This window comes from Pseudoalteromonas tetraodonis, assembly GCF_002310835.1.
Lineage (GTDB): Bacteria > Pseudomonadota > Gammaproteobacteria > Enterobacterales > Alteromonadaceae > Pseudoalteromonas > Pseudoalteromonas tetraodonis.
In genome coordinates this window covers 2,333,100-2,357,905 of record NZ_CP011041.1, presented here as the reverse complement: position 1 = coordinate 2,357,905, position 24,806 = coordinate 2,333,100, and the positions used below count along the sequence as shown (strand labels likewise).

The 24,806-nt window shown below is 39.0% G+C and carries 18 protein-coding genes, 5 tRNA genes and 1 pseudogene; 18 read left to right on the top strand and 6 right to left on the bottom strand.

Translation table 11 applies throughout. The features are described from left to right. Positions 1-32: 32 nt before the first annotated feature. The 3 genes from PTET_RS11000 to PTET_RS10990 form a co-directional block, all read right to left on the bottom strand. Complete coding sequence (locus PTET_RS11000) at positions 33-272, bottom strand: hypothetical protein (protein ID WP_096038632.1); 240 nt, start codon at positions 270-272, stop codon at positions 33-35. A gap of 169 nt (positions 273-441) precedes the next feature. After that, positions 442-1,239 carry a MobV family relaxase gene (mobV, locus tag PTET_RS10995; protein WP_096038631.1) on the bottom strand — a complete coding sequence of 266 codons (798 nt, stop codon included), beginning with the start codon at positions 1,237-1,239 and terminating at the stop codon, positions 442-444. 150 nt (positions 1,240-1,389) lie between these two features. Beyond that, a complete protein-coding gene (locus tag PTET_RS10990; protein WP_096038630.1) occupies positions 1,390-1,854 on the bottom strand; it encodes a hypothetical protein in 465 nt (154 codons plus the stop codon). Positions 1,855-2,084: 230 nt separating this feature from the next. Between PTET_RS10990 and PTET_RS10985 the strand changes: the two genes are divergently transcribed. The 8 genes and pseudogenes from PTET_RS10985 (at position 2,085) to PTET_RS10950 (ending at position 15,218) form a co-directional block, all read left to right on the top strand. Next, positions 2,085-2,843 (top strand): hypothetical protein, encoded by a 759-nt coding sequence (locus PTET_RS10985; RefSeq protein ID WP_167378566.1) that lies wholly within the window; start codon positions 2,085-2,087, stop codon positions 2,841-2,843. 540 nt (positions 2,844-3,383) lie between these two features. Next, on the top strand, positions 3,384-4,850 hold the full coding sequence (locus PTET_RS10980) for a class I SAM-dependent DNA methyltransferase (RefSeq protein ID WP_096038628.1): 1,467 nt from the start codon (positions 3,384-3,386) through the stop codon (positions 4,848-4,850). Continuing rightward, a complete protein-coding gene (locus tag PTET_RS19115) occupies positions 4,850-6,067 on the top strand; it encodes a restriction endonuclease subunit S (protein WP_208619150.1) in 1,218 nt (405 codons plus the stop codon). Before PTET_RS10980 ends, PTET_RS19115 begins: the two co-directional genes overlap by 1 nt. Beyond that, positions 6,067-8,577, top strand: coding sequence for an EcoAI/FtnUII family type I restriction enzme subunit R (gene hsdR, locus PTET_RS10970; RefSeq protein WP_096038627.1), 2,511 nt, complete (start codon positions 6,067-6,069; stop codon positions 8,575-8,577). The genes PTET_RS19115 and hsdR overlap by 1 nt, the downstream gene beginning before the upstream one ends. Before the next feature lie 66 nt (positions 8,578-8,643). Beyond that, positions 8,644-10,065, top strand: a complete 1,422-nt coding sequence (locus tag PTET_RS10965; RefSeq protein ID WP_096038626.1) for an HNH endonuclease — start codon at positions 8,644-8,646, stop codon at positions 10,063-10,065. Positions 10,066-10,219: 154 nt separating this feature from the next. Continuing rightward, positions 10,220-10,864: pseudogene (miaE, locus tag PTET_RS10960) on the top strand (tRNA isopentenyl-2-thiomethyl-A-37 hydroxylase MiaE); the annotation flags it as partial. Positions 10,865-11,059: 195 nt separating this feature from the next. After that, positions 11,060-13,288: an EAL domain-containing response regulator gene (locus PTET_RS10955; RefSeq protein WP_096038625.1), complete on the top strand. Its 2,229-nt coding sequence runs from the start codon at positions 11,060-11,062 to the stop codon at positions 13,286-13,288. Beyond that, complete coding sequence (locus tag PTET_RS10950; RefSeq protein WP_013465457.1) at positions 13,281-15,218, top strand: sensor histidine kinase; 1,938 nt, start codon at positions 13,281-13,283, stop codon at positions 15,216-15,218. Before PTET_RS10955 ends, PTET_RS10950 begins: the two co-directional genes overlap by 8 nt. A gap of 19 nt (positions 15,219-15,237) precedes the next feature. Here the strand turns inward: PTET_RS10950 and PTET_RS10945 are convergent, their stop codons facing one another. Further along, positions 15,238-15,972: a UDP-2,3-diacylglucosamine diphosphatase gene (locus PTET_RS10945; RefSeq protein WP_013465456.1), complete on the bottom strand. Its 735-nt coding sequence runs from the start codon at positions 15,970-15,972 to the stop codon at positions 15,238-15,240. A gap of 67 nt (positions 15,973-16,039) precedes the next feature. Beyond that, the gene (locus tag PTET_RS10940) at positions 16,040-16,531 is read right to left on the bottom strand and encodes a peptidylprolyl isomerase (protein ID WP_013465455.1); all 492 of its coding nucleotides are present in this window, start codon (positions 16,529-16,531) and stop codon (positions 16,040-16,042) included. Positions 16,532-16,675: 144 nt separating this feature from the next. Between PTET_RS10940 and cysS the strand changes: the two genes are divergently transcribed. Both cysS and PTET_RS10930 read left to right on the top strand, forming a co-directional pair. Next, positions 16,676-18,055, top strand: a complete 1,380-nt coding sequence (gene cysS / locus PTET_RS10935) for a cysteine--tRNA ligase (protein WP_013465454.1) — start codon at positions 16,676-16,678, stop codon at positions 18,053-18,055. A gap of 188 nt (positions 18,056-18,243) precedes the next feature. Next, a complete protein-coding gene (locus PTET_RS10930; protein WP_013465453.1) occupies positions 18,244-19,140 on the top strand; it encodes a DMT family transporter in 897 nt (298 codons plus the stop codon). Positions 19,141-19,171: 31 nt separating this feature from the next. Here PTET_RS10930 and folD read toward each other — a convergent pair whose 3' ends face one another. Beyond that, positions 19,172-20,026 (bottom strand): bifunctional methylenetetrahydrofolate dehydrogenase/methenyltetrahydrofolate cyclohydrolase FolD, encoded by an 855-nt coding sequence (gene folD / locus PTET_RS10925; RefSeq protein ID WP_013465452.1) that lies wholly within the window; start codon positions 20,024-20,026, stop codon positions 19,172-19,174. A 347-nt stretch (positions 20,027-20,373) separates the two neighbouring features. Here folD and PTET_RS10915 point away from each other — a divergent pair. The 8 genes from PTET_RS10915 to clpX all read left to right on the top strand — a co-directional run bounded on the left by PTET_RS10915 (position 20,374) and on the right by clpX (position 24,759). Further along, positions 20,374-20,450 (top strand) — tRNA-Pro (locus PTET_RS10915). Between the two features lie 56 nt (positions 20,451-20,506). Further along, a tRNA-Arg gene (locus tag PTET_RS10910) sits at positions 20,507-20,583 on the top strand. Positions 20,584-20,607: 24 nt separating this feature from the next. After that, positions 20,608-20,683 (top strand) — tRNA-His (locus PTET_RS10905). Positions 20,684-20,700: 17 nt separating this feature from the next. Further along, positions 20,701-20,777 (top strand) — tRNA-Pro (locus tag PTET_RS10900). A 54-nt stretch (positions 20,778-20,831) separates the two neighbouring features. Beyond that, a tRNA-Pro gene (locus PTET_RS10895) sits at positions 20,832-20,908 on the top strand. Between the two features lie 354 nt (positions 20,909-21,262). Further along, positions 21,263-22,567, top strand: a complete 1,305-nt coding sequence (tig, locus tag PTET_RS10890) for a trigger factor (protein ID WP_013465451.1) — start codon at positions 21,263-21,265, stop codon at positions 22,565-22,567. 159 nt (positions 22,568-22,726) lie between these two features. After that, positions 22,727-23,344 (top strand): ATP-dependent Clp endopeptidase proteolytic subunit ClpP, encoded by a 618-nt coding sequence (clpP, locus tag PTET_RS10885; RefSeq protein ID WP_013465450.1) that lies wholly within the window; start codon positions 22,727-22,729, stop codon positions 23,342-23,344. Between the two features lie 131 nt (positions 23,345-23,475). Further along, the gene (gene clpX, locus PTET_RS10880) at positions 23,476-24,759 is read left to right on the top strand and encodes an ATP-dependent protease ATP-binding subunit ClpX (protein ID WP_016899275.1); all 1,284 of its coding nucleotides are present in this window, start codon (positions 23,476-23,478) and stop codon (positions 24,757-24,759) included. The last annotated feature ends 47 nt before the right edge of the window (positions 24,760-24,806 follow it).

The following is a 24,806-nucleotide window of genomic DNA, read 5'->3' as shown; positions in this document are numbered from 1 at the left end:
AATTAATCTATAGTAGTAAGTCTCCGATTACTCTACCACCAATAAGATTGTTCGACTATTTGATAAAATCCCGTTAAGTCACGTTCGTTCATTTTCAGGCGGTTAGCAAGCATTTTTCGACCCTCTCGATCTAAAAAGCTAGAAATCATAAGTGCTTCGCGGTTGGTTTTAGCTTTTTCAAAGTAGCTTAACTTATCAGTGACATAATGCTCATCTAAGCCCTTGTCTTCTTCCAATACAGCTTTGACTTGGCGGGTAACATGTAACTTCATTAAATTGCTTTCCTTAGCATTTAGCGGATAAAAAAGTGTTATTAAAACAACACCATTGTTTGAATCTCTGATTATAGCCGATTTTTTTAACTCGGAACCTGAGAGGTTAAATAATTTTTATTTGTTTAGTTACTTCATGAAATTTAATTTAATCGCTAAGGCAATAACTCTAAATGCGTGGGGTTACCTTAAACATAGTATTCTTTTCCAGAAGAGCGATTTTTCTTCTTAAGTCAGATACCCCCAGAGTTTTAGCTAGTTTCAGTTCCTTTTTTATAAATAACAGGCTTTGCTGAGCAGAGCTGAGTCTATTAAGGGCTGTCTTGTACTCAATTTTGGTTTGTTCCAATTTATTCTTTACCTCACTTAAGTCGTTTTTAAGGTTTTTAAATTCACTGTAGTGCTGGTGTGTAGCTTTACTATTTTTTACACCTCGTGTAAATCCGTATTTTTTTGCCACTTTTTCGTAAAACTCCGTTTGTAATTCGCTAAGTCTGCCTCGAGCTCCACCAATAATAGCTCGGCTATTTAACTTTGATTCTATTTTGGGTACCATTAAATAGTGACCGTGTGCGCCTAATTCATCGTAATGTATTGATAAACAAAGGATATTTTTGTAATCTCCTCCATGTAATTTAACTAGCCAGTGTGCAGCATCAGTGAAATATGCTATTTGCTGTTTTTTTGTCAATTTATTCATATGATCTGGAGAGCCTGTGATAATAGCTTCATGAGCTAGTACAGCATTCTTACGCACTTTTATACCCTCTAAAGCACTCTCAAACCGACTCATACAGGCTTCAATAGTGTTTAACCCTTTTGCTTGGATATTATAATGAGATAGCTCAGTGTTTACGTTTGGAGGGTTTACCAGTCGCAAATTATGAGCAAGGGCAGCACGTAACTGTCTTTGCAAATTAATTTTTTTTATCCTGAAGATAGCTTTATTGTTGCTTGTATCAATCATTGCCTAATCCTTAGCCATTTTTTTAAATGTGGATGCATCTTCAAAGTTGTCTATAGACAACTTTGAACACAATTGTAAATTGTGCACCCACTCCACATTTTGGCAAGAGTAACGCTACGCAACTCAGCCAAAATGTCGCTCCGCGGTGGGTTAACATTTTTCTGGGCAAACACCCATTGAGTCTAATAGCCCCTCATGCTCGTCTTTTATAGCAGTTTCGCTTTCATCTGTTAGTGTGTTTTCTTTAGTTGATGGGCTGACTCTTTTAGAAAATTTAATTTTCTTTTTATGAGCATTTGCCTCGAAAGCTATTATATCTTTCGAAGATCGGGGGCGAATAGAACCCCATATGGACTCTTCTTCCCAGAAGATAGCTTTTGCCTTTTCTAAGGACACAGGCAAGACTTTCAAACTTGCATCGCCTGTTATAGCCCCTGTATTTTCGTCGAAGATAAACTCCTTAGATTCCATAACTGTTAAGTCTACGCTTAACGTGCAGTTCTCCTTTTCTAGGGTTACATTAAGACTAATGGTGTCATCAATTTTAACTGAAAATACATTATCTAGGTTTTCAACAATTGAGATGAATTCAATTTCAATATATACGTTACTCATAAACTCTATTCCTTGTTTTGATTATTACTATCGTAACGTATTTGGGGCAACTCGACGCCAATCGGTAAAAATAAATATTGCTAATTTTTTATCTAATTTGTTCATGGTTGATTGTAGGCGTTAATAAATAATTTTCTTAATAAATAATAATTAATTTAAGGGTAAAAATAACGAGTCGTGCCATTTATGTTAAGATATTAACTTGTCATAACGGAATATGGGAAAAAAATATGGATATGGATATGGATATGGATATGGATATGGATATGGATATGGATATGGATATGGATATGGATATGGATATGGATATGGAAGAACCCATTATAAGCCATGATATGCAGCTAAAAAAACAATTTACTGAGCTGAACAACCTTAAAAAACAAAGGGCAGCTGTTTTAGCCAATATTCGCATTTTACAAAAAGAAAAGGCGGATAAAGAAGGCTTAACTCGTCAGAGTCTAAGTGATGAGCAGCTTTATTACCTTATCAGCTTAGCCCTTAATGAACCCGCGCCAGCAACTAAGATTTTACGGGCTTGTGCAAACGAGTTTCAACAGGATGAGAGCTGGTGTAATAAAGTTATTCGCTTTAGCCCCTTAAATGAGCAGGTTACAAGGGTTTTTCATAAGCTTGAGGCAGACTCAAACCCGCATCTAATCGGTTTGTTAAAAAACCGCTTATTCAGTAAACAAAGATTACTGGCATGTTCTGATTATCGTTCATTTCTCAATCTACTGAAAAAGTGGTTACAATTATTGGCTATGGTTACGCAAAAAGATGCAGATCTTGAAAGTCTTCATTTGTTAAATGTAGAGCTCAAAGAGGAATTAAACCGTAAAAGCTCATGTCTTCTAATGATAAAACAGGGTGAGCCTAAGACGCATGCAGCCCTGTTAAAAAAGGAGATTCCTAGCATGACCTATAAGGCAATTTCTAAAGCTGTAGGTCTCAGTAGACAAACTGTTGCAAAGCACATAGACAAGGCGTAATAAGGTTGTTAATAACTGTAACTCTTTTTGAATTACAGTTATTAATACACTCAAATTACTTCGCTTTGAATGCGGGCTGTATAAAACCAACTTTAGCGAACATATTAAAAATATAAAGTTCGCTAAAGCAAATCAAGCAAGTTTATGAGGTGCTTCGCGTTAAGAATTAAAAAGTATAAGTTATTGGTTGAAGTGGATATTAAAGTATTTCAATTCAAACCCAGCACTTCTTTGTTAATGTTTTTCCCTTTATACTTCCAATGTAATCCATACAACAATAAAAGCTTCGCTTATTGACGTAATACAACAAACGTACTTAGTGCTTTTATTGCAATTTTTCTTTTTGGTTTAACTGCTTGAAATACAGTCATGTACTGGGTAATGTTGATGGGCAAAATAAAACCATCGATTATGTTGCTCAAGCATGGATGAGAATAATAAATACCACTTAAAGCTTTTAACGCATCTAATAATAAGTGGCTAAAATAATTATATAAACATTTAAATAGGCTCTACAGCCTATGCAGGGATAAAACAATAATGTTTGAACAAACTTTTAAAAACATCGACGACATTTTTCATAAAGACTCAGGTTGCTCTAGTGAATTAGACTACACCGAACAATCGTCGTGGATGCTATTTTTAAAATACCTTGACGACTTAGAGTTTACCAAGTCTCAAGAAGCCGAATTGATGGCGGAAAACTACGAATACATTATTGATGTAGACTTCCGCTGGAGTTCGTGGGCTGCACCTAAAACTGCTAATGGTGAGTTTGATCACGACAAAGCCCGAACTGGTAGCGATTTAATGGATTTTGTTGATGGTGAGTTATTCCCTTACCTTAAAGGTTTTAAGCTACGTGCCAACGGCCCTGACACCATTGAATACAAGATTGGTGAGATATTTAGCGAGATCAAAAACAAAATTCAAAGTGGTTATTCATTGCGTGATGCGCTAGAGAAAGTAGATGAATTACGTTTTCGCTCACAAGAAGAAAAACATGAGCTTTCACACCTGTACGAGGTAAAAATTAAAAATATGGGCAACGCTGGTCGCAACGGTGGCGAATATTACACACCACGCCCATTAATCCGCGCCATGATAGACGTATTACAGCCACAAATTGGCGAAACCATATACGATGGTGCAGCAGGGTCGGCAGGCTTCTTGTGTGAAGCCTACGACTATCTTCGCCAAGGTGGTGCCAGCAAAAAGCAGCTTTCAACCAGCGATTTAAAAACCCTGCAAGAACACACCTTTTACGCCAAAGAGAAAAAGTCTTTAGCGTACGTTATCGCCATTATGAACATGATTTTGCATGGCATCGAAGCACCTAACGTTATTCACACCAATACGCTGGGCGAAAACCTACAAGACATTACCCCAAGCAACCAGCACGATATTGTATTGGCTAACCCGCCATTTGGCGGTAAAGAGCGCAAAGAAGTTCAGCAAAACTTCCCGATTAAAACCGGTGAAACTGCCTTCTTGTTTTTGCAACACTTTATCAAGATGCTAAAGCCTGGTGGCCGTGCCGCTATTGTGATTAAAAACACTTTTTTATCGAATACCGATAATGCCGCCATTGCCTTGCGCAAAGAGCTATTAGAAAACTGCAACTTACACACCGTACTCGATTGCCCAGCAAAGACCTTCTTAGGTGCTGGGGTTAAAACCGTGGTGTTGTTTTTCACCAAAGGCGAACCGACACAGAAAACTTGGTTCTATCAGCTAGACCCTGGCCGCAGCTTGGGTAAAACCAATCCGCTAAACGACAAAGACTTAAAAGAATTTGTAGAGCTACAAAAAGGCTTTGAGGACAGCGCTAAGTCTTGGCTATTGGCAACGTCTGAGCTTAATGATGCAACATGGGATTTATCAGTTAAAAACCCGAACCAAGCAGAAGAAGCCCCACTGCGTGAACCGCAAGCCATCATTGAAGAAATCATCGCGTTGGATAAAGAGAGCGAAGCGATTCTGGGTAAGATTCAGGAGTTGTTGTGATGACTTGGGAAACTAAGCGTTTTGGTGATGTCTGTGAATTTGTTAGGGGGCCTTTTGGTGGTGCTCTTAAAAAGAATATATTCAAAGAGGACGGGTATGCTGTCTATGAGCAACAACATGCCATTTATAACCAATTTGATAGTGTTAGATATTTTGTAGATGAAGATAAATTTTCAGAAATGGGACGGTTTGAACTTTTCCCTAATGATTTGATTATGAGTTGCTCTGGCACTATGGGAAAGATTGCAATTGTACCTTCAGGAATTAAGCAAGGCATAATTAATCAAGCATTACTCAAATTAACGCCTAATAAAAACTTGTCACCTCAATTTTTAAAGCTTTGGATGGAAAGCCGTAATTTTCAGGAGCAAATTGAGTCGTTATCACAAGGGGCAGCGATTAAGAATATGGCTTCGGTCAAAATTCTTAAAGAGATTATGGTCCCGACACCTAGCGAAGAAGAACAAAAACGCATCGTCGCCATTCTAGATCGAGCCTTTGTTGATATAGAACAAGCCCGCGCTAAGACCGAGCAAAACCTCAAAAACGCCCGCGAGCTGTTTGAAAGCTACTTGCAGCAAGTATTTAGCCAGAGTGGTGAGGGATGGGTTGAAGCACCAATTTCGGATATAACGACAAAACTTGGAGATGGATTGCACGGAACACCAAAGTACGATCCTGAGGGTGAATATTTCTTTATCAATGGTAATAATTTAGATGATGGAAAAATAACGATTAAAGAAAAAACCAAGAGAGTTTCTAGGGAAGAATATAATAAGTACAAAAAGCCTCTTAATGATCGAACAGTCTTTGTTTCTATAAATGGAACTCTTGGTAATGTAGCATTTTATAACAATGAAAAAGTAATTCTTGGGAAAAGTGCTTGCTACTTCAACTTAGAAGAAAACGTAAATAAAGAGTATATAAAATTTGTAATTGAGAGCCCTCTATTTCAAAAATATGCTTTACGAGAAGCTACTGGGGCAACAATAAAGAATGTATCTTTGAAAACAATGAGATCTTTTCTTGCACCGCTGGCTCCACAAAAACAGCAGGAAGAAATAGTGCGTGCTCTTAAATCTTTAAAGCAACAGTATTTCCACCTGGAATGGATTTACATAAAGAAGCTCGATAGTTTAGACGAACTCAAAAAATCTATTCTACAAAAAGCCTTTTCAGGTGAGTTAACGAAAGAAAAAGAAGGAGCTGTGGTCTAATGTCACAAGCAAGGACGCGTAACGAAGCCGACACCAGAGCGGATTTAATCGACCCTAAACTAGTCGCTGCGGGTTGGGGTGAAGTTGATAACAGCTTTATTCGCCGCGAGCTTATTTGCCCAGGCCAAATTATGGCGGGTGGCAAACGCGCTAACAAAGTGCCTTGCGATTATGTGTTGGTATATAAAGGCCGTAAGCTTGCCGCAGTAGAAGCCAAAAAAGAAAGCCTGACTTACAGCGAAGGTGTGCGCCAAGCCAAAGACTACGCAAAGCGTCTGCAATGCCGTATTGCGTATGCCACCAACGGCCATGAGATTTACCAGATTGATATGCTCACAGGTATTGAGACGCTGGTAGATGAATATATGTCTCCCCAAGCGCTATGGGATTTAACCTTTGAACAACAAGGTGATAAACCAGAAGCGGATTACACAACCGCTTGGCGTGATGCGTTTTCTACCATCCCTTTTGAAGCTAAAGGTGATTGGGCACCCCGTTATTATCAAGAAAACGCCATTCACAATGCCCTTGATGCTATTGCTCAAGGCAAAAATCGCATACTGCTTACACTGGCTACCGGTACGGGTAAAACCTGTATTGGCTTTCAAACCGCATGGAAGTTATTTCAAACCCGTTGGAGTTTGACCGCGCAGAAAGATATAAGGCTTGCTAAAAAGCGCCCGCGTATTTTATTTTTGGCTGATCGTAATATTTTAGCTAATCAGGCATTTAATGATTTTGGCTCATTTGGTGAAGATGCCATTGTACGTATCACCCCTGACGATATTCGTAAACGAGGCGGCGTACCAAAAAATGCCAGTGTGTTTTTTACAATTTTTCATACCCTTATGTGTGGGCCTAAAACCGAATTAAAAGAAGCCACAACAGAAGAAGATGAAAATGCGCCACTCAAAAAGGCAGAAAATCCGTATTACGAGCAATACCCAGCTGATTTTTTTGATTTAATTATTATTGATGAGTGTCACCGTGGTGGCGCAAATGATGAAAGTGCTTGGCGTGATATTCTTAAACACTTTGAACCAGCAGTTCAGCTAGGTTTAACCGCCACACCAAAGCGTACCGATAACGCTGATACCTATGGTTACTTTGGCGAACCCGTTTACAGCTACACCCTAAAAGAAGGCATTAACGATGGCTTTTTAACGCCATTTAAAGTGCTACCCATTGTTGGCACTATGGATGAGTACACTTATATAAAGGGTGATGGAGTTATTGTAAAAGGCGATCCTGAGCCCGGTAAACTGTATAAAGAAGGTGATTTTAACCGCATTATTACTATACCTCAGCGCGAAGAGCGCCGTGTACACTATTGGATGGATCGTTTTAATCATAAAGAAAAAACCATCGTGTTTTGTGCTACACAAGTTCATGCCGGTATGGTGCGCGATTTTATTAATCAGTATGCAGTTAAAAAGGGCTGGACTACCAACACTAACTATTGTGTTCGTGTTACCGCTAACGATGGCGTAGCGGGTGAAAACGATTTAAAAACCTTTTGTGATAACGAAAAAACGATTCCGACAATTTTAACCACATCACGCAAACTCTCTACAGGCGTAGATGCACGTAATGTACGTAACATTGTGCTCATGCGCCCTTGTAATAATATGATTGAGTTTAAGCAGATCATTGGCCGAGGCACCCGCACTTACGATGGCAAAGACTACTTTACCATTTACGACTTTGTAAAAGCGCACCATAACTTTGCTGACCCAGCTTGGGATGGTGAGCCAATACCCAGCGAAGTATGCCCAGAGTGCGGCACAACCCCGTGCCAATGTGAAGACACTGGCGGTGATGGTGCCGGTGAAAAGAAACCGTGTAAGGTGTGTGAACAAAAGCCGTGTGTTTGTGAAAAGCCAGAGCCTGAAAGCTGTGAAAAATGTGGCGAAAGGCCATGTGTATGTGAAAAGCTCGAAATAAAGCTCTCAGACGGCCGTACACGACAAATTAAGCATATTTCCTCAGCAATGTACTGGAGTGCAGAAGGTAAGCCCATTACAGCAAAAGAATTTGTTGAACGTATGTTTGACGACCTACCGCGCTTTTTTGAAAACGAAGACCAACTACGCGAAATATGGAGTGACCCAACAACTCGCGAAAAGCTATTAGAAGACTTAACCGAAGCGGGCTACGATAGCGAAAAACTCGATAGTATGAAAGCCGTAATTGATGCACAAGACAGCGACGTATACGATGTTTTATCCTACGTAGCCTATGCCGCAGAAGCGCAAACACGCACAGAACGAGCTCAACAAGCTAAGCCTAAAATAAACTCTGCATTTACTGACTATAAACAACAAGAGTTTATCAACTTTATATTAAGTAAATACATTGAAGACGGCGTGCAAGAACTGGCTCCTAAAAAAATGCGTAGCTTAGTAGAGCTTAAATACAACACCATTAATGACGCCGCTATTGAGTTTGGATCACCAGCTGCGATACGCGATACGTTTATAGGTTTTCAGAAGTATTTGTATGCAAGGTGAATAGGAATTTCGCGAGTTATATTAAAGATGTAGATAATATCAAAATATAGATCTATTTAGAGAATTATGATGAAGCGTACTGTTATTGGAATAAAAAAAGATATCTTTGAATATTATTCTAAAGGGAAAAGCATAAACGACTTATTTCACCTACTAGCGAAACATGAATTCATGTTAACTAAAAGTGAGAAGAAAGCTCTTAAAGTAGCTTATGAAAATAAAGAAAATTTTAGTGCTTTCAAGAAGTTTTTAAATATTGTTGATTTTAATAAAGCTAAACAGGCTTATGCCGAGCATAAAGGAAAAAAGAATAATAAAACTAAAAGAAAAATTAATCCTGGTCCATCTTTTAATGTCGAGCGATACCTTTTAGAAAAGCAGAGTACGGAAATACCTTTAGATGATGATTTAGATCTCGATGATGATTTTGCTTTATCAATGAGCTCAAATGATCTTTACGAAACAATAGATACGCCAAATAAAGAGACTACTGCTACCCAAGTAAAACATAACCTGCCACTGCACCTATATGTGTTTGACCCTGAAGATGTAACTGAGCTTACTTTAGAGGAGGTAGAGTTAGTTTGGCATCACAGGTTAAAGTTATGTGGTACAAAAGAAGCTGCGGCAGAAATATTGGCTATTAAGAATGTTAATGATGGTAATATTAAGAACTATAAGGGTTGGGAAAGCTACTTAAATCATGATTTGATCAGTGAATTTGAAAGAAAGTTAAAGGATATTGAGTTAGCAGAAAATCCTCAAAATGATCAGATAATCACAATCAATCCGTTTCACAGAAAAAAATATAATAGATCTGAAGTTGTGCAGCTTCCTTTAAAGCGTATTTTAAAATTATGGGAAGAGCGCAATTACTCATTTTCTTCAATATCTGCGGCATGTGAAGCATTAGCTATTATTAGAAAATCTACAAAAATTGATAGCCAGAAAAAACACTGGAAAGCCTTTTTAGAACACCCCCAAATTCTTGATTTAGATTTTGACATTGATGAAGAAGATATTGATAAGTTAACAGAAAATGTTCACACAAAAATAGATGATAAAGAGCAAGTGAGCCTACATGCGTTAACAGAAGATAACAGGGATAGAGTCACTAGGAGCCAAGTTACAAGGGTTGGCCAGCAGGGATTTAGATCATTAACTCTTGATAACTTTTATTCAAAATGTGCCGTATCAGGATGTGCTGAGCTGGCTTTGTTAGAAGCTGCCCATATTATTCCTTACAAAGGAGAACAATCCAATCTGTTGCAAAATGGACTATGTCTCAGAGTCGATATACATCGACTATTTGACAGGTTTTTAATATCAATCGAGCCGCAGACTTTGAAAATAGTCGTTTCTGATAAAGTCAGAGATAAATACTATAGGGGTTTGAAAGGCAACAGTTTAGGTCAATCTAAAACCAATATTTCAAAATCATTACTAAAAAAACATTTTTATCAATTCACTAAGGCGAACACTGGATAGATTCCACACGCTTTCAAAATTGTTTACGTTCTATCTTACTCTGTACGAATATGAATTTAATTCTATTCGCAAATAAAAACTATCCCAGCATAATTTTTCATTAACTACTTGATAAATATATTGCTATTTATATATGCACATATTTACATTTAATGAATTAAAAGCGGCGCAAAGTGCCATGTTTTTAATTCGTAAGTATGCGGTAGATAAAGAGAGCAGTGATGCACTGCTTGAATGGCTTAAACCGTTTGAAACGCTTATTTATAAACGTGAGGGAAATTGGCGTGATTTAGCGGCTAAAAATAAACTCACTAAATCCATTATCCCTAAATCTAACTCGCCTTATGGCCAAGATTTAATTGATAAAATGGTAATGCTGATAAAAGAAGAGCTGCATCATTTCTATCAAGTGCTCGAAATTATGGATGAATACGGTGTTGAATATAAAAGTATAACGCCATGTCGTTATGCCAAAGGCATGCTACGCAATGTTAAAACGTTTGAGCCTAATGCCTTAGTTGATAAGCTTATTGTAGGTGCTTACATAGAAGCTCGCTCGTGTGAACGCTTTGCCAAGCTTGCACCCCATGTAGATAAACGCTTAGGGGATTTTTATATTTCATTGCTGCGCTCTGAGGCACGTCATTACCAAGATTATTTAACCCTTGCTCAAGACATTGCTGATTTTGATATTACCGAGCGGGTAAAAGAATTTGCTGAAATAGAAGCACAGTTAATTTTATCTGATGACGAAGACTTTAAGTTTCACAGTGGAACACCGTTAAGTAAAAGTGCTTAGTATACTTAAGTGCTACAAATGGGTTATGTTGTTGTAGCACATACTTTAGTATCAAAATTATTTTTAAATTAGACACTTCCAAAACTCTCTCCTAATATTTAAGCAAGTCGAATTTTGAGTTATCAACGGTCTATATTGCTTTGTAATTCATTTTAATAAAAGGGCCATACCTTATTTATTATTGGGTGAGAATGTATGCAAGATAAAGAGGGATTATTTGTATTTGCAGCTGAAGAAGAACCAGCAGATACAGATCTGAAAACTTGGAAAATATTAACCGTTGAGGATGATCTTGATTATCAAAACGCGTTAGTTAACAGCTTAAAAGAGCTAAAAGCCAAAGATGGTTATAAATACGAGTTGTTAACAGCAAATTCGGTACCAGAGGCGGCTTTGGCGTTGAGCATGCACCCTGATATTGCACTTATTTTTATAGATGTGGTGATGGAGGAGGATGACTCAGGTCTGCGTTTAGTGAATACTATTCGAGAGGTCATCGGTAACGCAGAAATGCGTATTGTGCTCTTAACAGGGCAACCTGGTTTTGCACCAGAGAGCGATATCATGAAAATGCTCGATATCGATGAATACTGGAATAAATCAGACCTATCTGCCGAGAAGCTGCAATCAATTGTTAATAGCAACATGCGCACTTGGGAGTATATCTCACAAATTAGGTCAGCCAAGCAAGGTTTACAGTTGGTGCTTGATGCATCTAGAAGTATTAACGGTAAGCACGATATGGCCTCTTTCTCTTATGCTGTGCTTAAAGAAATTAGCAACATTTTAAAAATAACCGAAGGTGGTGGTATTTTTTGTTCGAGTAATTCAAACCCTTGCTCTGAATGTTTAATACTCTCAACCCATGGTTGCTTTAGTGGCATTAAAGGGCAACCTGTGGGACCTAATCTGCCTGCAGAAATGCTGCAAGACTTTAAACAAGCGATTAGAGAGCGTCGTCATATTTTTTCAAAGCACCACAGTGTGTTTTTTTTCGAAACGCCAGATCAGCAGGGCGCTGATTACATAACTATCGTCAAATCAGACAACCCAATTAGTGAGCAAAACGAATATTTACTTAAAGTATTTAGTGAAAATGTGAGCACAGGATTTGCTAATATTTCGTTATTAAATCGCTTAACCGAGCTTGCTTATACCGATGTGTCACTTAACTTGCAAAACCGTAACTGGCTAACCCGTGAAATAAAGAACATGAATGCGCAGGAGCGGCTAAAAACGCGATTGGTCATTTTTGATATTTATCAGTTTGACGAAAAAGCATTCACCTTTGGTCATGAATTTTGTAATAAATTAATGAAGTTAGTTTACCAGAGTATTGTTGATAGCTTTACTAGGTATGACCCCCGTATAGCATTGATTAGTAACAAAGCGTTTGGCATGTTAGTGAGCGTTGACTTTGATATCTCAAATGCAGTTAGTTACTTTCAAAATAAACAAAAATTCGAAATTGAACAAGTTAAGCAATACATTGATGTCCGTATTTTAGAATTAAAATTAAATGTAGCTTTAAACTTAACACCTGAAAAAGTAATCAGCCTTGCAGAGTCGAGCCTGAACTCTTCGCAGCTAAACCAAACTAAGTATATTCAGCATACCGAGGAAAAAACAGATCAAATTACTCGTCGTTATGAACTGATGGCTGAGCTCAGAACGGCTATAGGTAATAAAAGTTTACAGGTGGCGTTACAACCCAAAATCAGCTTATCAACCTTGAAACCAGCAGGTTTTGAAGCGCTCGCTAGGTGGCAAAGAGCTGATGGCAGCTTTGTACGCCCTGATGAATTTATAGAGTTAGCTGAAACAGCCGGATTAATTAATGAACTAGACCATGTAATTTTCGAAAAAATACTAGAGACTATTAATCAACTTAAAGAGCAAGGCTGCAACTTACCCGTTGCATTTAATGCATCCTCTTATGATTTAGTTGAACCTAGTTACTTTGAGCAAATAAAAACTAAAATTGAAGAGTACAACATTCTGCCTTCTATGCTTGAGCTAGAGGTGACAGAAACGCAAGCCATAAGTAACTATAACTTAATTAAAGAAGCACTTGAACGGTTTATCGCCTTAGGTATGAAAGTCAGCATTGATGACTTTGGCACTGGTTACTCGTCGTTAGCTCACATTAATGAAATACCGTCTACGTCGATAAAAATAGATCGCTACTTTGTTAGTGATCTTGAATTTAATGACAACAATCAGTACATGATTAAGATGATATTATCTTTAGCGAATCAGTTTAACTTCTCGGTAATTGCTGAAGGTGTTGAGAATGAATTTGAGGCTCAGTGGTTACATCAGCAGGGGTGCGAAACTGCTCAAGGATACTACTTTTCTAAACCATTATTTTTAAAAGATTTAATTGTGTGGCTAAAACAGTTTGAAGTGAGTAAGAATGAATAGCCTTAACAGCTTGCCGGTCGGCTCAAAAAAAAGTGTGTTATTAAAGTCTTCGTTCAGTTTATTTATCACTTTATTTATTGGCTGGCTTATATACGAACAAACATATCAAGAAAAAATAAACACCATAAAAGCTAAGCAAGATGAAAAGTTAGTCCTTATCAGTGGAGATTTTTCTAAAGAGCTCAGTAGTATTAAAAAGCTTACGCGTATCCTGGCCCAAGGGCCGATTTTAAAAAGCGACACACCAAACAAGCCTATACAATCAAAGCAAAGAAGAGATGAAATAAATAACTATTTTTTAAATTTTGCTGCTATCTCTACTAATATCGCGCAAATTCGCTGGCTAGATACACAAGGCCAAGAGCAATACCGCATTAACGCAGCCAATGGTATTGGCGAAATTGTATCGCCTGATGAGTTGCAAAATAAGCAAACCCGTTACTACTTTCAAAAAGGGATGCAGGTCAGTGCGCCTGACATTTTTGCCACAGAAATAGATTTAAATATCGAACGCAACCAAATTGTAATGCCTCATCAACCAACAATCCGTGTAACCTATCGTACGGATAAAGAAAATTACCTATTAGATGGTTTGCTAGTGGTAAACTTTAACTTAGATTATTTGTTTGATCAGATTAAAAGTTACAACCAAGAGAGCACTTTAATTAGCATTTTAAACCACGATGGCTTTTGGTTATTAAATACTGATGCTGAATTAGAGTGGGGGTTTATGTATGGTAAAAATGAGCAAACACTCGCTTTAAAAAAACCAGAGCTTTGGCAGCAAATTATTGATGGCAATGTAGAATATGGTTCGCACTTTTTTAACCATAGTCTTTATACCTACCGCCGTTTTTCTATTTTTTCGTTGCGCGAGAACAAAGGTAGAATTAGCAATGCTGACAAAGAATTAATTATTCTTATAAGTAGCCCCAATGAATTGTTAATAACTGTACGAAATGCGGCCTTACGGTTAGCGTTAATTTGCAGTGGATTACTATGTTTAATTAGCTTTGGTTTTATTTATCGTGAGTATAAGTTTCAAAATCAGCTATTAGCCCTGTCACATAAATTACATATTGAAAAGATAGAACTAGATATCGTTAACCGTGAGCTTGATGCCACAATTAAGCAGCAGCAGCAACTGCAAGAAGGGTTAATTGAAGCGCAAAAACTATCCTCATTAGGGTTGCTCGTGGCAGGTGTTGCTCATGAAATGAATACGCCTATCGGTGGAGCCGTTATTTCTGTTTCAAATGCAGATATGGCATTGAATAAATTAAATGAAGCGATGAAACAGGGGCTGACTAAATCAACGTTAGAATGTACTACAACAAGTATTGGAGAGAACCTAGCGCTGGCTAAAATTAATTTAAATAAAACCGCCGTATTAGTAAAAAGTTTTAAAAAAATGGCGATTGATCGCCATAATGATGAATTTATAGCATGTGATATTGAAAAAATTATTGAAGAGCTATTATTGTCATTAAACTCCAGGTTAAAAAACTCGCCAATAAAAGTGAAAACTGTTTTTTTACTTAATAAACAGATGATTAGCTTGCCAGGTATTATTTCTCAGGTTGTCGAAAACTTAGTGGTTAATGCGCTAAACCATGCTTTTGATGAAAAGCAGGAAGGGGTAATAGAAATAAAAGTCGAACAAGCGACTAATCATAGGGTGAGGCTGAGCGTGTCAGATAATGGCAAAGGTGTTGATGGTGAGATAAAGGCAGATATATTTGAACCCTTTTATACTACAGCTAGAGGTAAAGGTAACACGGGTTTAGGTTTATATATGGTTTATCAATGGGTAACCCAGATTTTAAAAGGGGACATCAAACTTCATTCAGAACCACAAAGCGATACCTATTTTAAAACGCAATTTATTATTACTTTACCTGACTTAAAAGCAAAGTCTCATTACGGTTAGTCAATAAAGGCTAAAAACCCTACAAGGGGGTCGAAACTAACTCTTGAGAATCAGGGGTAACCACTAAATACGAACCTTGAGTATACCAATCGCCCAATACTGTGCGAGTAAGCGTTTGGTTATTAACTTCATAGGTATGTACATCAGGGCGGTGAGTATGGCCGTGGATCATATTAGCCACGTTATGTTTGGCGAAGGTTTCGAGTACTGCGCTTTGCACTACATCCAGTATTTCTATAGGTTTGTCTGCTTGGCTAAGTTTACTTTTTTCACGTGCATCACGCGCTATTTTTTTACGATACCACAATGGCATAGCAAGCATAAGTTTAGGCCACCACCAACCACGGCTCTTTCGACGAAACTTTTGGTACTCAACATCCTGGGTACACATTTCATCACCGTGCAAAATGACAGTAGGAGTGCCGTAGAGGTCGATCACTGTTTGCTCATTCAGTAAGGTCATTCCTGCCATATTGGCGTACTGTTCTCGCATGATAAAGTCGCGATTACCGTGTACAAAATAAATAGGAATACCTAAGTTATTAACCGCTTTTAGCTGTTCTGCCACTGCCGCTGAGAGTTCGCTAACATAATCGTCACCAACCCACACTTCAAAAAAATCACCTAAAATATATAGGGCGTCTACTTTTTGAGGAGTAATATGGGCGTGTAAAAATTTAAAAAATGCCGCTGTAATATCAGGGCGATTTTCACTCAAATGTAAATCGGCGATAAAGTAGGTTTGGCGAGTCATGGTGATTCCATTTAGATAAAAGCGGGTGAATACCCGCTTTATGTATTCTTTGAAGAATAATGCGGTCTTAGCTGACAGTTACACTTTCAATTACCACATCTTCAAGTGGTACATCTTGGTGGAAGCCATTGCTGCCTGTAGCAACACCTTTGATTTTATTTACTACGTCCATGCCTTCTACTACTTCAGCAAACACACAGTAACCCCAGCCCTGTGATGTTTCACTGCTGTGGTTTAAAAAGTCGTTGTTATTCACGTTAATGAAAAATTGCGCTGTAGCCGAGTGTGGATCAGGCGTGCGTGCCATTGCTAATGTACCTACTTTGTTAGATAGGCCGTTGTTCGCTTCATTTTCAATTGGGTCGTTTACTTCTTTTTGTTCCATACCCGGTGCAAAACCACCGCCTTGAACCATAAAACCATCAATTACACGATGAAAAATAGTGCCGTTATAAAAACCTGAGTTTGCATACTCTAAAAAGTTTTTTACTGTATTTGGAGCTTCGCTTTCGTGCATTTTAATGGTGATATCACCAAAATTTGTGTGTAGAACAACCATGAGATTTCCTATAGCTGGTTTGAATATTGACGCTATTTTATCGTAGTTGACCCAGATTAACAAAGAGCTTTGATAAACCGCTAGAGCCCATGCTTAGCAAGTGGTAACATAGCTTTTCTGTTAATCGTGAAGGAAAGCAACTAAATGGTACAAATATACAACACACTGACACGCCAAAAAGAAGAGTTTAAACCTATGGTCGATGGAAAAATCGACATGTATGTGTGTGGTATCACCATTTATGATTACTGTCACATTGGCCATGCACGCACATTTGTGGGTTTTGATGTAATTGTTCGCTACCTTCGCCACTTAGGTTACGATTTAAAGTATGTACGTAATATTACCGATGTTGATGATAAAATTATCAAGCGCGCAAATGAAAACGGTGAGGCGATTAACGACTTAACCGTGCGTATGACTAAAGCCATGCATGAAGACTTTGACAGTTTAAATATGCTACGTCCTGATATAGAGCCAACCGTAACCGGCCACATGGATGAAATTATTGCTATGGTTGAGCGTTTGATTGCCAAAGGCCACGCTTATGTTGCAGCCGATGGCGACGTTTTATTTGATGTTTCTACCTTTGAGCAATACGGAGCTCTTTCGCAACAAGATTTAACCATGTTGCAATCAGGTTCGCGTGTTGAAGTAGCTCAAGATAAAGACGATCCTCTTGATTTTGTTTTATGGAAAAAAGCCAAAGCAGGGGAGCCGTCGTGGTCATCACCTTGGGGTGAGGGTCGCCCTGGTTGGCACATAGAATGTTCAGCAATGAGCTCTAAGCATTTAGGTGAGCATTTTGATATTCATGGTGGTGGTTCAGACCTACAGTTCCCGCACCACGAAAACGAAATCGCGCAATCGTGCTGTGCAAATAATGGCCAGTATGTAAATACTTGGATCCACACCGGTATGGTACAAGTGAACAAAGAGAAGATGTCTAAATCGTTAGATAACTTTTTTACCGTTCGTGAGGTATTAAAACAATATGACGCAGAGTCGGTTCGTTACTTTTTAATATCAGGTCATTACCGCAGTCAGCTCAATTACTCTCAAGAAAACTTAGACCAAGCACGTTCGTCTCTTGAGCGTATTTACACCGCATTACGTGGCGTTGAGCCAGTTGAATGTGAGCTTGAGGGTAATGAGTATGTGGCTAAGTTTAGAAAAGCCATGAATGATGACTTTAATTCGCCAGAAGCATTACCGGTTGTGTTTGAAGTTGCTAAAGAGCTAAATCGTGTAAAAGACAGTGATAGCGAAAAAGCAGGACATTTAGCCTTTATTCTACGTAGCTTAGGTGAAATACTTGGTATTGCTCAACAAGCACCAGAGGCATTTTTACAAGGCGGTCAAAACGACGATGAAGTGGCTGAAATTGAGGCACTGATTGTAAAACGTAATGACGCACGTGCCAGTAAAAATTGGGCTGCAGCAGATGAAGCTCGCGATGCTCTAAATGCGTTAGGTGTAGTACTTGAAGATTCAGCGGGAAAAACAACGTGGCGTAAAGCTTAGGGTTTGTTGAGCTTTGCGGATTTAGCCATAACGCGCTGAACACAAAAAAAGGGTTGCCATAGGGTAACCCTTTTTTGGTTATATCAATTGCATTAGATTGATTATGCTTTTAATAAAATTGATATTGTTGACCTCAATTATAGTTGAGGTTTTAAACTCGCATTCATCAATTTAAAAATGGAAAATTAATGAATATTTTACTTGCCATGATCCCAGCTTTTTTATGGGGAACGACTTATGCGGTAACTAAATACGCAACCCCAGAGTGGCCGCCAATCTTGCTAGGAGCCATACGTGCACTCCCTGCTGGTTTATTATTGTTGTTATTTAAACCTTCTTGGCCAACGGCTAAACAGTGGCCAGGCATTTTTCTAATAGGCGCAATCAATATTGCGTTGTTTTTTAGTTTTATTTTTGTAATGGCGATTAATTTACCTGCTGCGATTGCAGGTGTCGGTATGGTGTCTGTACCGGTAGTGGCATTATTGTATGCCTGGCTTGTTAAACGGCAACAGCCAGCGTTAGTGCAAGGATTTTGTGCCCTTGCTTTATTAGTTTTAGCATGGCGCTTATTTGACCCACAACATATTGCACTTAATTTATTGGGAGTAGTGGCACTGATAGGGGCGCTATTGACTATTGTTATAGGCAGTACGCTGGTAAAAAAAGTGACCGCTAAAGTGCACTGGTGGACAGTATTAACGTGGCAATTAATCATTGGTGGCAGTTTGCTAGCGATTGCTGCTGCAATACAGGCTTTTTATTTTGCTCCCCAGCAGTATCAATTTTTAACTGCATCAATAAATACAACCCAATGGCTGGCGCTATTTTGGCTGGTGGTGCCTAACACTGCTTTAGCCTATATTTTGTATGTTTGGTTATTAGGGCGAATGACAGTGGTTGAATTTACTTTTGGCACTATAGCTAACCCAATTGCCGGCATTTTATGTGCAGGGTTATTGATTAACGAACAATATGAAAGTTGGCAGTACGCGATTATGTTATTAATGATCGTATTTTCGGTATTGCCACAAGGCTTGGACTTAATAAAACGAAGAATGATGATACAAAAAGCCCGCAATTAAGCGGGCTCTTCATTACTTTATTTTTTGTTTATTAGCTGTGATATTTTTCACACGCTTCTAGCGTATTTTCAATTAAGCTGGCAACCGTCATTGGGCCCACACCGCCTGGTACAGGGGTAATAAAGTCAGCTTTTTGCTCTGCGACGGCGTACTCTACATCACCCACTAATTTACCGTTGTCTAAACGGTTAATACCTACATCAATAACAATCGCGCCGTCTTTTATCCAATCGCCAGGAATAAATTCAGGTTTACCCACTGCTACAACCAGTAAGTCAGCACGGCGTACATGCGTTTCTAAATCTTGGGTAAACTTATGGCAAACAGTGGTGGTACATCCGGCGAGTAACAGCTCAAGTGACATAGGTCGACCCACAATATTAGAGGCACCAACAACCACAGCATGCATGCCTTTGTAACGTACGCCGGTTGAATCTAGTAAAGTAATAATACCCTTAGGTGTACATGGACGAAGAGCAGGCATACGCTGTGCTAATCGGCCAATATTATAAGGGTGAAAACCATCAACGTCTTTGTGTGGAGTAATACGCTCAAGAATTTTTTCTGCATCTAAGCCCTCTGGTAAAGGGAGCTGCACTAAAATACCATCAATTTCACCATCAACATTCAACTCATCAATTAATGCTAATAGCGCTTGCTCTGTGGTGTCTGCTGGTAAGTCGAATGACTTAGAAATAAAACCAACCTCTTCACAGGCTTTACGTTTTGAACCAACGTAAACTTGGCTTGCTGGATCTTGTCCAACAAGTACCACAGCTAATCCTGGGGCTCTAAGGTTTTGTGCAACACGTTCTGAAACTCGTTCAGCCACTGCGCTACGTACTTGTTTTGCTACTGCTTTACCATCAATGATGTTTGCCGTCATGGGTGACCTTTAATTAGGTTAATTAACTTGATACCGATACATTTAAAAAACGAATGCATATATAGGGGTTAAAATGCCGATAAAGAAAACACCTTTATCTTACTCATTTTTTAATATGGCGACTATTTTCGCAGAAAAGCGGTTAAGCGCCAAGTTGCTTTTAAAGTATAAGCGCTCGAATTATAAAAAAGAGTTTAAATTTTATCCCTGTATCGTAATATTTGACCATTATGAACTAAAAATGAGCAATTGATTTGTTTTCTTAAAAAAACGTTTGACCTAACCCAGTCAAATCACTATTATGCACCCCGTTGTCAACGAGGACACTCGCAGACAATAGTAAGTATCGGCGATTAGCGCAGTTTGGTAGCGCACTTGGTTTGGGTCCAAGGGGTCGCAGGTTCAAATCCTGCATCGCCGACCATTTTTTATGTTTATTCATAACAATTTAACTTACTAGTGAACTATGAAGTTTTCGATGCGCCCATAGCTCAGCTGGATAGAGCAACGCCCTTCTAAGGCGTCGGTCGAAGGTTCGAATCCTTCTGGGTGCGCCATTTTGAAAACACTGTAATGCCGTGGTGATTGTAGCTCAGTTGGTAGAGCCCCGGATTGTGATTCCGGTTGTCGTGGGTTCGAGCCCCATCAGTCACCCCAATTTACAAAAAGAATATCGGCGATTAGCGCAGTTTGGTAGCGCACTTGGTTTGGGTCCAAGGGGTCGCAGGTTCAAATCCTGCATCGCCGACCACTTTCTTATAAGTGGTCTTAAATCCAACATTTAAGTATTCAAAAAAAGTTATATCGGCGATTAGCGCAGTTTGGTAGCGCACTTGGTTTGGGTCCAAGGGGTCGCAGGTTCAAATCCTGCATCGCCGACCATTTTCCCCTAAGTAAAACACATCTAAATTCTACTTTTATTACACAACATCCTTAATTTTTTCTTTATTAATCGTATTTTCACTTAATTAGTCTGTTTTTTATTCGCTTAGTCGTTATCTACCCTGATCTACCCCAAATAATTGCCCCCTACACTCGACTATCATAAATATTAGGTTATAATGCCGCGTCTATTTGTTTAATAATATAGTGCCCTAAGGGCAAAGCAGCAATGGTATCTCCTGGTAGCGACGGATTTTTTTAAGCCCCAAAGCTTGAATTTTATCAAGACGCCTATAGATTACTTTGTTTGTAAGGAAGGCGAACAGTCGCCAAAATTGAATATTGAGGTAAATCATGCAAGTTTCTGTTGAGACGACTCAAGGCCTTGAGCGCCGTCTGACCATCACCGTTCCTGCAGAGAACGTTGAGACCGAAGTAAAAAAACGCTTACAACAACTGTCAAAAACGCAGCGTATCGACGGTTTCCGTGCTGGTAAAGTTCCAGTATCAGTAATCAACAAGCGTTTCGGACCAGCTGTTCGTCAAGAAGTTGCTGGCGAAGTAATGCAACGTAATTACATTGAAGCAATTGTTGCTGAAAAAATTAACCCTGCAGGCGCACCAACATTTGCTCCTAAAGCACTTGAAGCAGGTAAAGATTTAGAATTCTCAGCAACATTTGAAGTTTACCCTGAAGTTGAAGTTCAAGGTTTAGAGAAAATTACTGTTGAAAAACCAGCGGTAGAAGTTACTGACGAAGATTTAGCTAACATGCTTGAAACACTTCGTAAGCAACACGCTTCTTGGGCTGATGTTGATGCAGCGGCTGGCGCAAACGACCGTGTAACGGTTGATTTCGTTGGTACTATCAACGGCGAAGAATTTGAAGGCGGCAAAGCTGAAGACTTTCCATTAGAACTTGGTCAAGGTCGTATGATCCCGGGTTTTGAAGATAACATCGTTGGTAAAAAAGCAGGCGAAGAAGTGGTTGCTGATGTAAACTTCCCTGAAGATTACCATGCTGAAAACTTAAAAGGTAAAGCGGCTCAATTCACTATCACAGTGAAAAAAGTTGAAGCGCAAGAATTACCTGAATTAAGCGATGAGTTTGCAACTAAATTCGGTGTTACCGAAGGCGGCGTAGACGCGCTTAAAGAAGAAGTTAAAAAGAACATGACGCGTGAGCTAGACCAAGCGGTTAAAGCTAACGTTAAAGACCAAGCAATCAAAGGTCTTTTAGAGCAAAACGAAGTTGAAGTGCCTAAAGCATTAATCGACCAAGAAGTTGACGCACTACGTCAGCAAGCTGCTCAACGTTTTGGTGGCAATGGTCAAAACATGCCAGAGCTTCCAGCTGAATTGTTCCACGAGCAAGCTGTAACACGTGTTAAAACTGGCCTATTATTAGGTGAAGTGATTAAAGCGAATGACATCAAAGTTGATGACGCTAAAGTTGAAGCATTGATTGCTACTGTAGCTTCTGCATACGAAGATCCAACTGAAGTAGTAGAATACTACAAAGCAAATGATCAACTAATGCAGCAAATGCGTAATGTAGCAATGGAAGAGCAAGCTGTTGAAGCTATTTTAGCTAAAGCAACTGTGACTGATGTTGAAAAAGCATTTGATGACATCATGAATCCACAGCAAGGTGCATAATAAGTCATTGACTTAAGCGCTCGCTAACGATTAAATGGCTCGTGTTACTCTGTTTATGCAGTGTGCCCGGGCCATTTTAGTTTGTGGTTCTTAATTAGCTAAAAATGATCATTATGCTTTTCTTAGAATAAGTATAAGCGCATAAGGAATTAAATAAGTATGAACACTGGTATGACAGATCCCCTAAACGCATTAGTCCCTATGGTTGTTGAGCAAACAGCTAAAGGCGAGCGCTCGTTTGATATTTATTCGAGACTATTAAAAGAGCGTATTATCTTTTTAACGGGCCAAGTTGAAGACAACATGGCAAACCTGATCTTAGCGCAAATGCTATTTTTAGAATCAGAGAACCCAGAGAAAGATATTTTCTTATATATCAATTCACCGGGTGGCTCTGTCACTGCGGGAATGGCTATTTACGATACAATGAACTTCATTAAACCAGACGTAAGCACAATCTGTGTAGGCCAAGCGGCTAGCATGGGCGCATTTTTACTGTCTGGTGGCGCGAAGGGTAAACGTTTTTGTTTACCAAATTCACGCGTGATGATTCACCAACCGTTAGGTGGATTCCAAGGTCAAGCGTCTGACTTTGAAATACACGCAAAAGAAATCCTGTCTATTAAAGACAAGTTAAATCGCTTAATGGCTGAGCATACTGGCCAACCGCTTGACGTTGTTTCACGCGATACAGACCGTGACAATTTTATGAGTGCAAGCCAAGCTGTAGATTACGGTATTGTTGACTCAGTATTTACTAATCGCGGTAGCAAGTAAGTATGCCTGCAAGCAGTGATGCTTGCTAATGAGAGTTACTATGCGAAAAACACTAAATTTTGGTATAGTTAAAGCGTATTAAAATAGCCACCAAGACTTTGGTGGCCAACGTAATAAAATGAGGTAGCTGAATGTCTGACACTCCTACAGACGGCGACAAAAGTAATAAATTGTTATACTGCTCTTTTTGTGGCAAAAGCCAGCATGAAGTTCGAAAGTTAATTGCAGGACCTTCAGTATACGTTTGTGATGAATGTGTAGAGCTGTGTAATGATATTATCAGGGAAGAAATTAAAGACATCGCGCCTAAGCATGATGCCGCTGACAAATTACCTGTGCCAAAAGAAATTCGTAACCACTTAGACGACTACGTTATTGGTCAAGACCATGCGAAGAAAGTATTGTCTGTAGCGGTTTACAATCACTACAAGCGTTTACGCAATCAATCAACTAAACAAGACGTTGAACTAGGTAAAAGTAATATTTTATTAATTGGCCCAACCGGGAGTGGTAAAACATTATTAGCTGAAACGTTAGCTCGTTTACTTGATGTGCCGTTTACTATGGCCGATGCCACTACACTAACCGAAGCCGGTTATGTAGGTGAAGATGTTGAAAACATTATTCAAAAGCTTTTACAAAAATGTGACTATGACGTAGAAAAAGCACAACGTGGTATTGTTTACATTGATGAAATTGACAAAATTTCTCGTAAATCAGATAACCCATCAATCACACGTGATGTATCAGGTGAAGGTGTACAACAAGCCTTACTTAAACTGATTGAAGGTACAGTGGCTTCTGTTCCTCCACAAGGTGGACGTAAACATCCACAGCAAGAGTTCCTGCAAGTAGACACCTCTAAAATACTGTTTATTTGTGGTGGTGCATTTGCTGGTCTTGATAAAGTTATTGAGCAGCGTAGCCATAAAAACACCGGTATTGGTTTTGGTGTTGACGTTAAAGAGTCGGCGGCGAGCCGTTCTTTGAGTGAAACATTTAAAGATGTTGAGCCAGAAGATTTAGTAAAATATGGTTTAATTCCAGAGTTTATTGGACGTTTACCTGTGGTTGCAACACTGACAGAACTTGATGAAGCCGCGCTGGTACAAATTCTAAGTGAGCCTAAAAACGCCATTACTAAACAGTTTTCAGTATTGTTTGGTATGGAAGATGTTGAGCTTGAGTTTCGTGATGATGCACTGCGTGCTATTGCTCATAAAGCAATGGAACGTAAAACCGGTGCGCGTGGCTTACGTTCAATCGTAGAAGGTGTATTGCTTGATACTATGTATGAGCTGCCTTCAATTGATAACGTTAGCAAAGTGGTTGTTGATGAAACCGTTATTAAAGGCGAGTCTGATCCTATCTTAATTTATGATAGCAGTCATCAAGAACACGCTGCGGCAGATTAAATTCTGAGCGAATTATAAAAAAAGGGAGCCAATGGCTCCTTTTTTTA

Coding starts and splice junctions, on each gene's coding strand:
- mobV (WP_096038631.1), bottom strand. CDS start 1,239: ATGATTGATACAAGCAACAATAAAGCTATCTTCAGGATAAAAAAAATT.
- PTET_RS10965 (WP_096038626.1), top strand. CDS start 8,644: ATGATGAAGCGTACTGTTATTGGAATAAAAAAAGATATCTTTGAATAT.
- PTET_RS19115 (WP_208619150.1), top strand. CDS start 4,850: ATGACTTGGGAAACTAAGCGTTTTGGTGATGTCTGTGAATTTGTTAGG.
- PTET_RS11000 (WP_096038632.1), bottom strand. CDS start 272: ATGAAGTTACATGTTACCCGCCAAGTCAAAGCTGTATTGGAAGAAGAC.
- tig (WP_013465451.1), top strand. CDS start 21,263: ATGCAAGTTTCTGTTGAGACGACTCAAGGCCTTGAGCGCCGTCTGACC.
- clpP (WP_013465450.1), top strand. CDS start 22,727: ATGAACACTGGTATGACAGATCCCCTAAACGCATTAGTCCCTATGGTT.
- PTET_RS10980 (WP_096038628.1), top strand. CDS start 3,384: ATGTTTGAACAAACTTTTAAAAACATCGACGACATTTTTCATAAAGAC.
- PTET_RS10945 (WP_013465456.1), bottom strand. CDS start 15,972: ATGACTCGCCAAACCTACTTTATCGCCGATTTACATTTGAGTGAAAAT.
- cysS (WP_013465454.1), top strand. CDS start 16,676: ATGGTACAAATATACAACACACTGACACGCCAAAAAGAAGAGTTTAAA.
- PTET_RS10940 (WP_013465455.1), bottom strand. CDS start 16,531: ATGGTTGTTCTACACACAAATTTTGGTGATATCACCATTAAAATGCAC.
- clpX (WP_016899275.1), top strand. CDS start 23,476: ATGTCTGACACTCCTACAGACGGCGACAAAAGTAATAAATTGTTATAC.
- PTET_RS10990 (WP_096038630.1), bottom strand. CDS start 1,854: ATGAGTAACGTATATATTGAAATTGAATTCATCTCAATTGTTGAAAAC.
- PTET_RS10930 (WP_013465453.1), top strand. CDS start 18,244: ATGAATATTTTACTTGCCATGATCCCAGCTTTTTTATGGGGAACGACT.
- hsdR (WP_096038627.1), top strand. CDS start 6,067: ATGTCACAAGCAAGGACGCGTAACGAAGCCGACACCAGAGCGGATTTA.
- PTET_RS10955 (WP_096038625.1), top strand. CDS start 11,060: ATGCAAGATAAAGAGGGATTATTTGTATTTGCAGCTGAAGAAGAACCA.
- PTET_RS10950 (WP_013465457.1), top strand. CDS start 13,281: ATGAATAGCCTTAACAGCTTGCCGGTCGGCTCAAAAAAAAGTGTGTTA.
- PTET_RS10985 (WP_167378566.1), top strand. CDS start 2,085: ATGGATATGGATATGGATATGGATATGGATATGGATATGGATATGGAT.
- folD (WP_013465452.1), bottom strand. CDS start 20,026: ATGACGGCAAACATCATTGATGGTAAAGCAGTAGCAAAACAAGTACGT.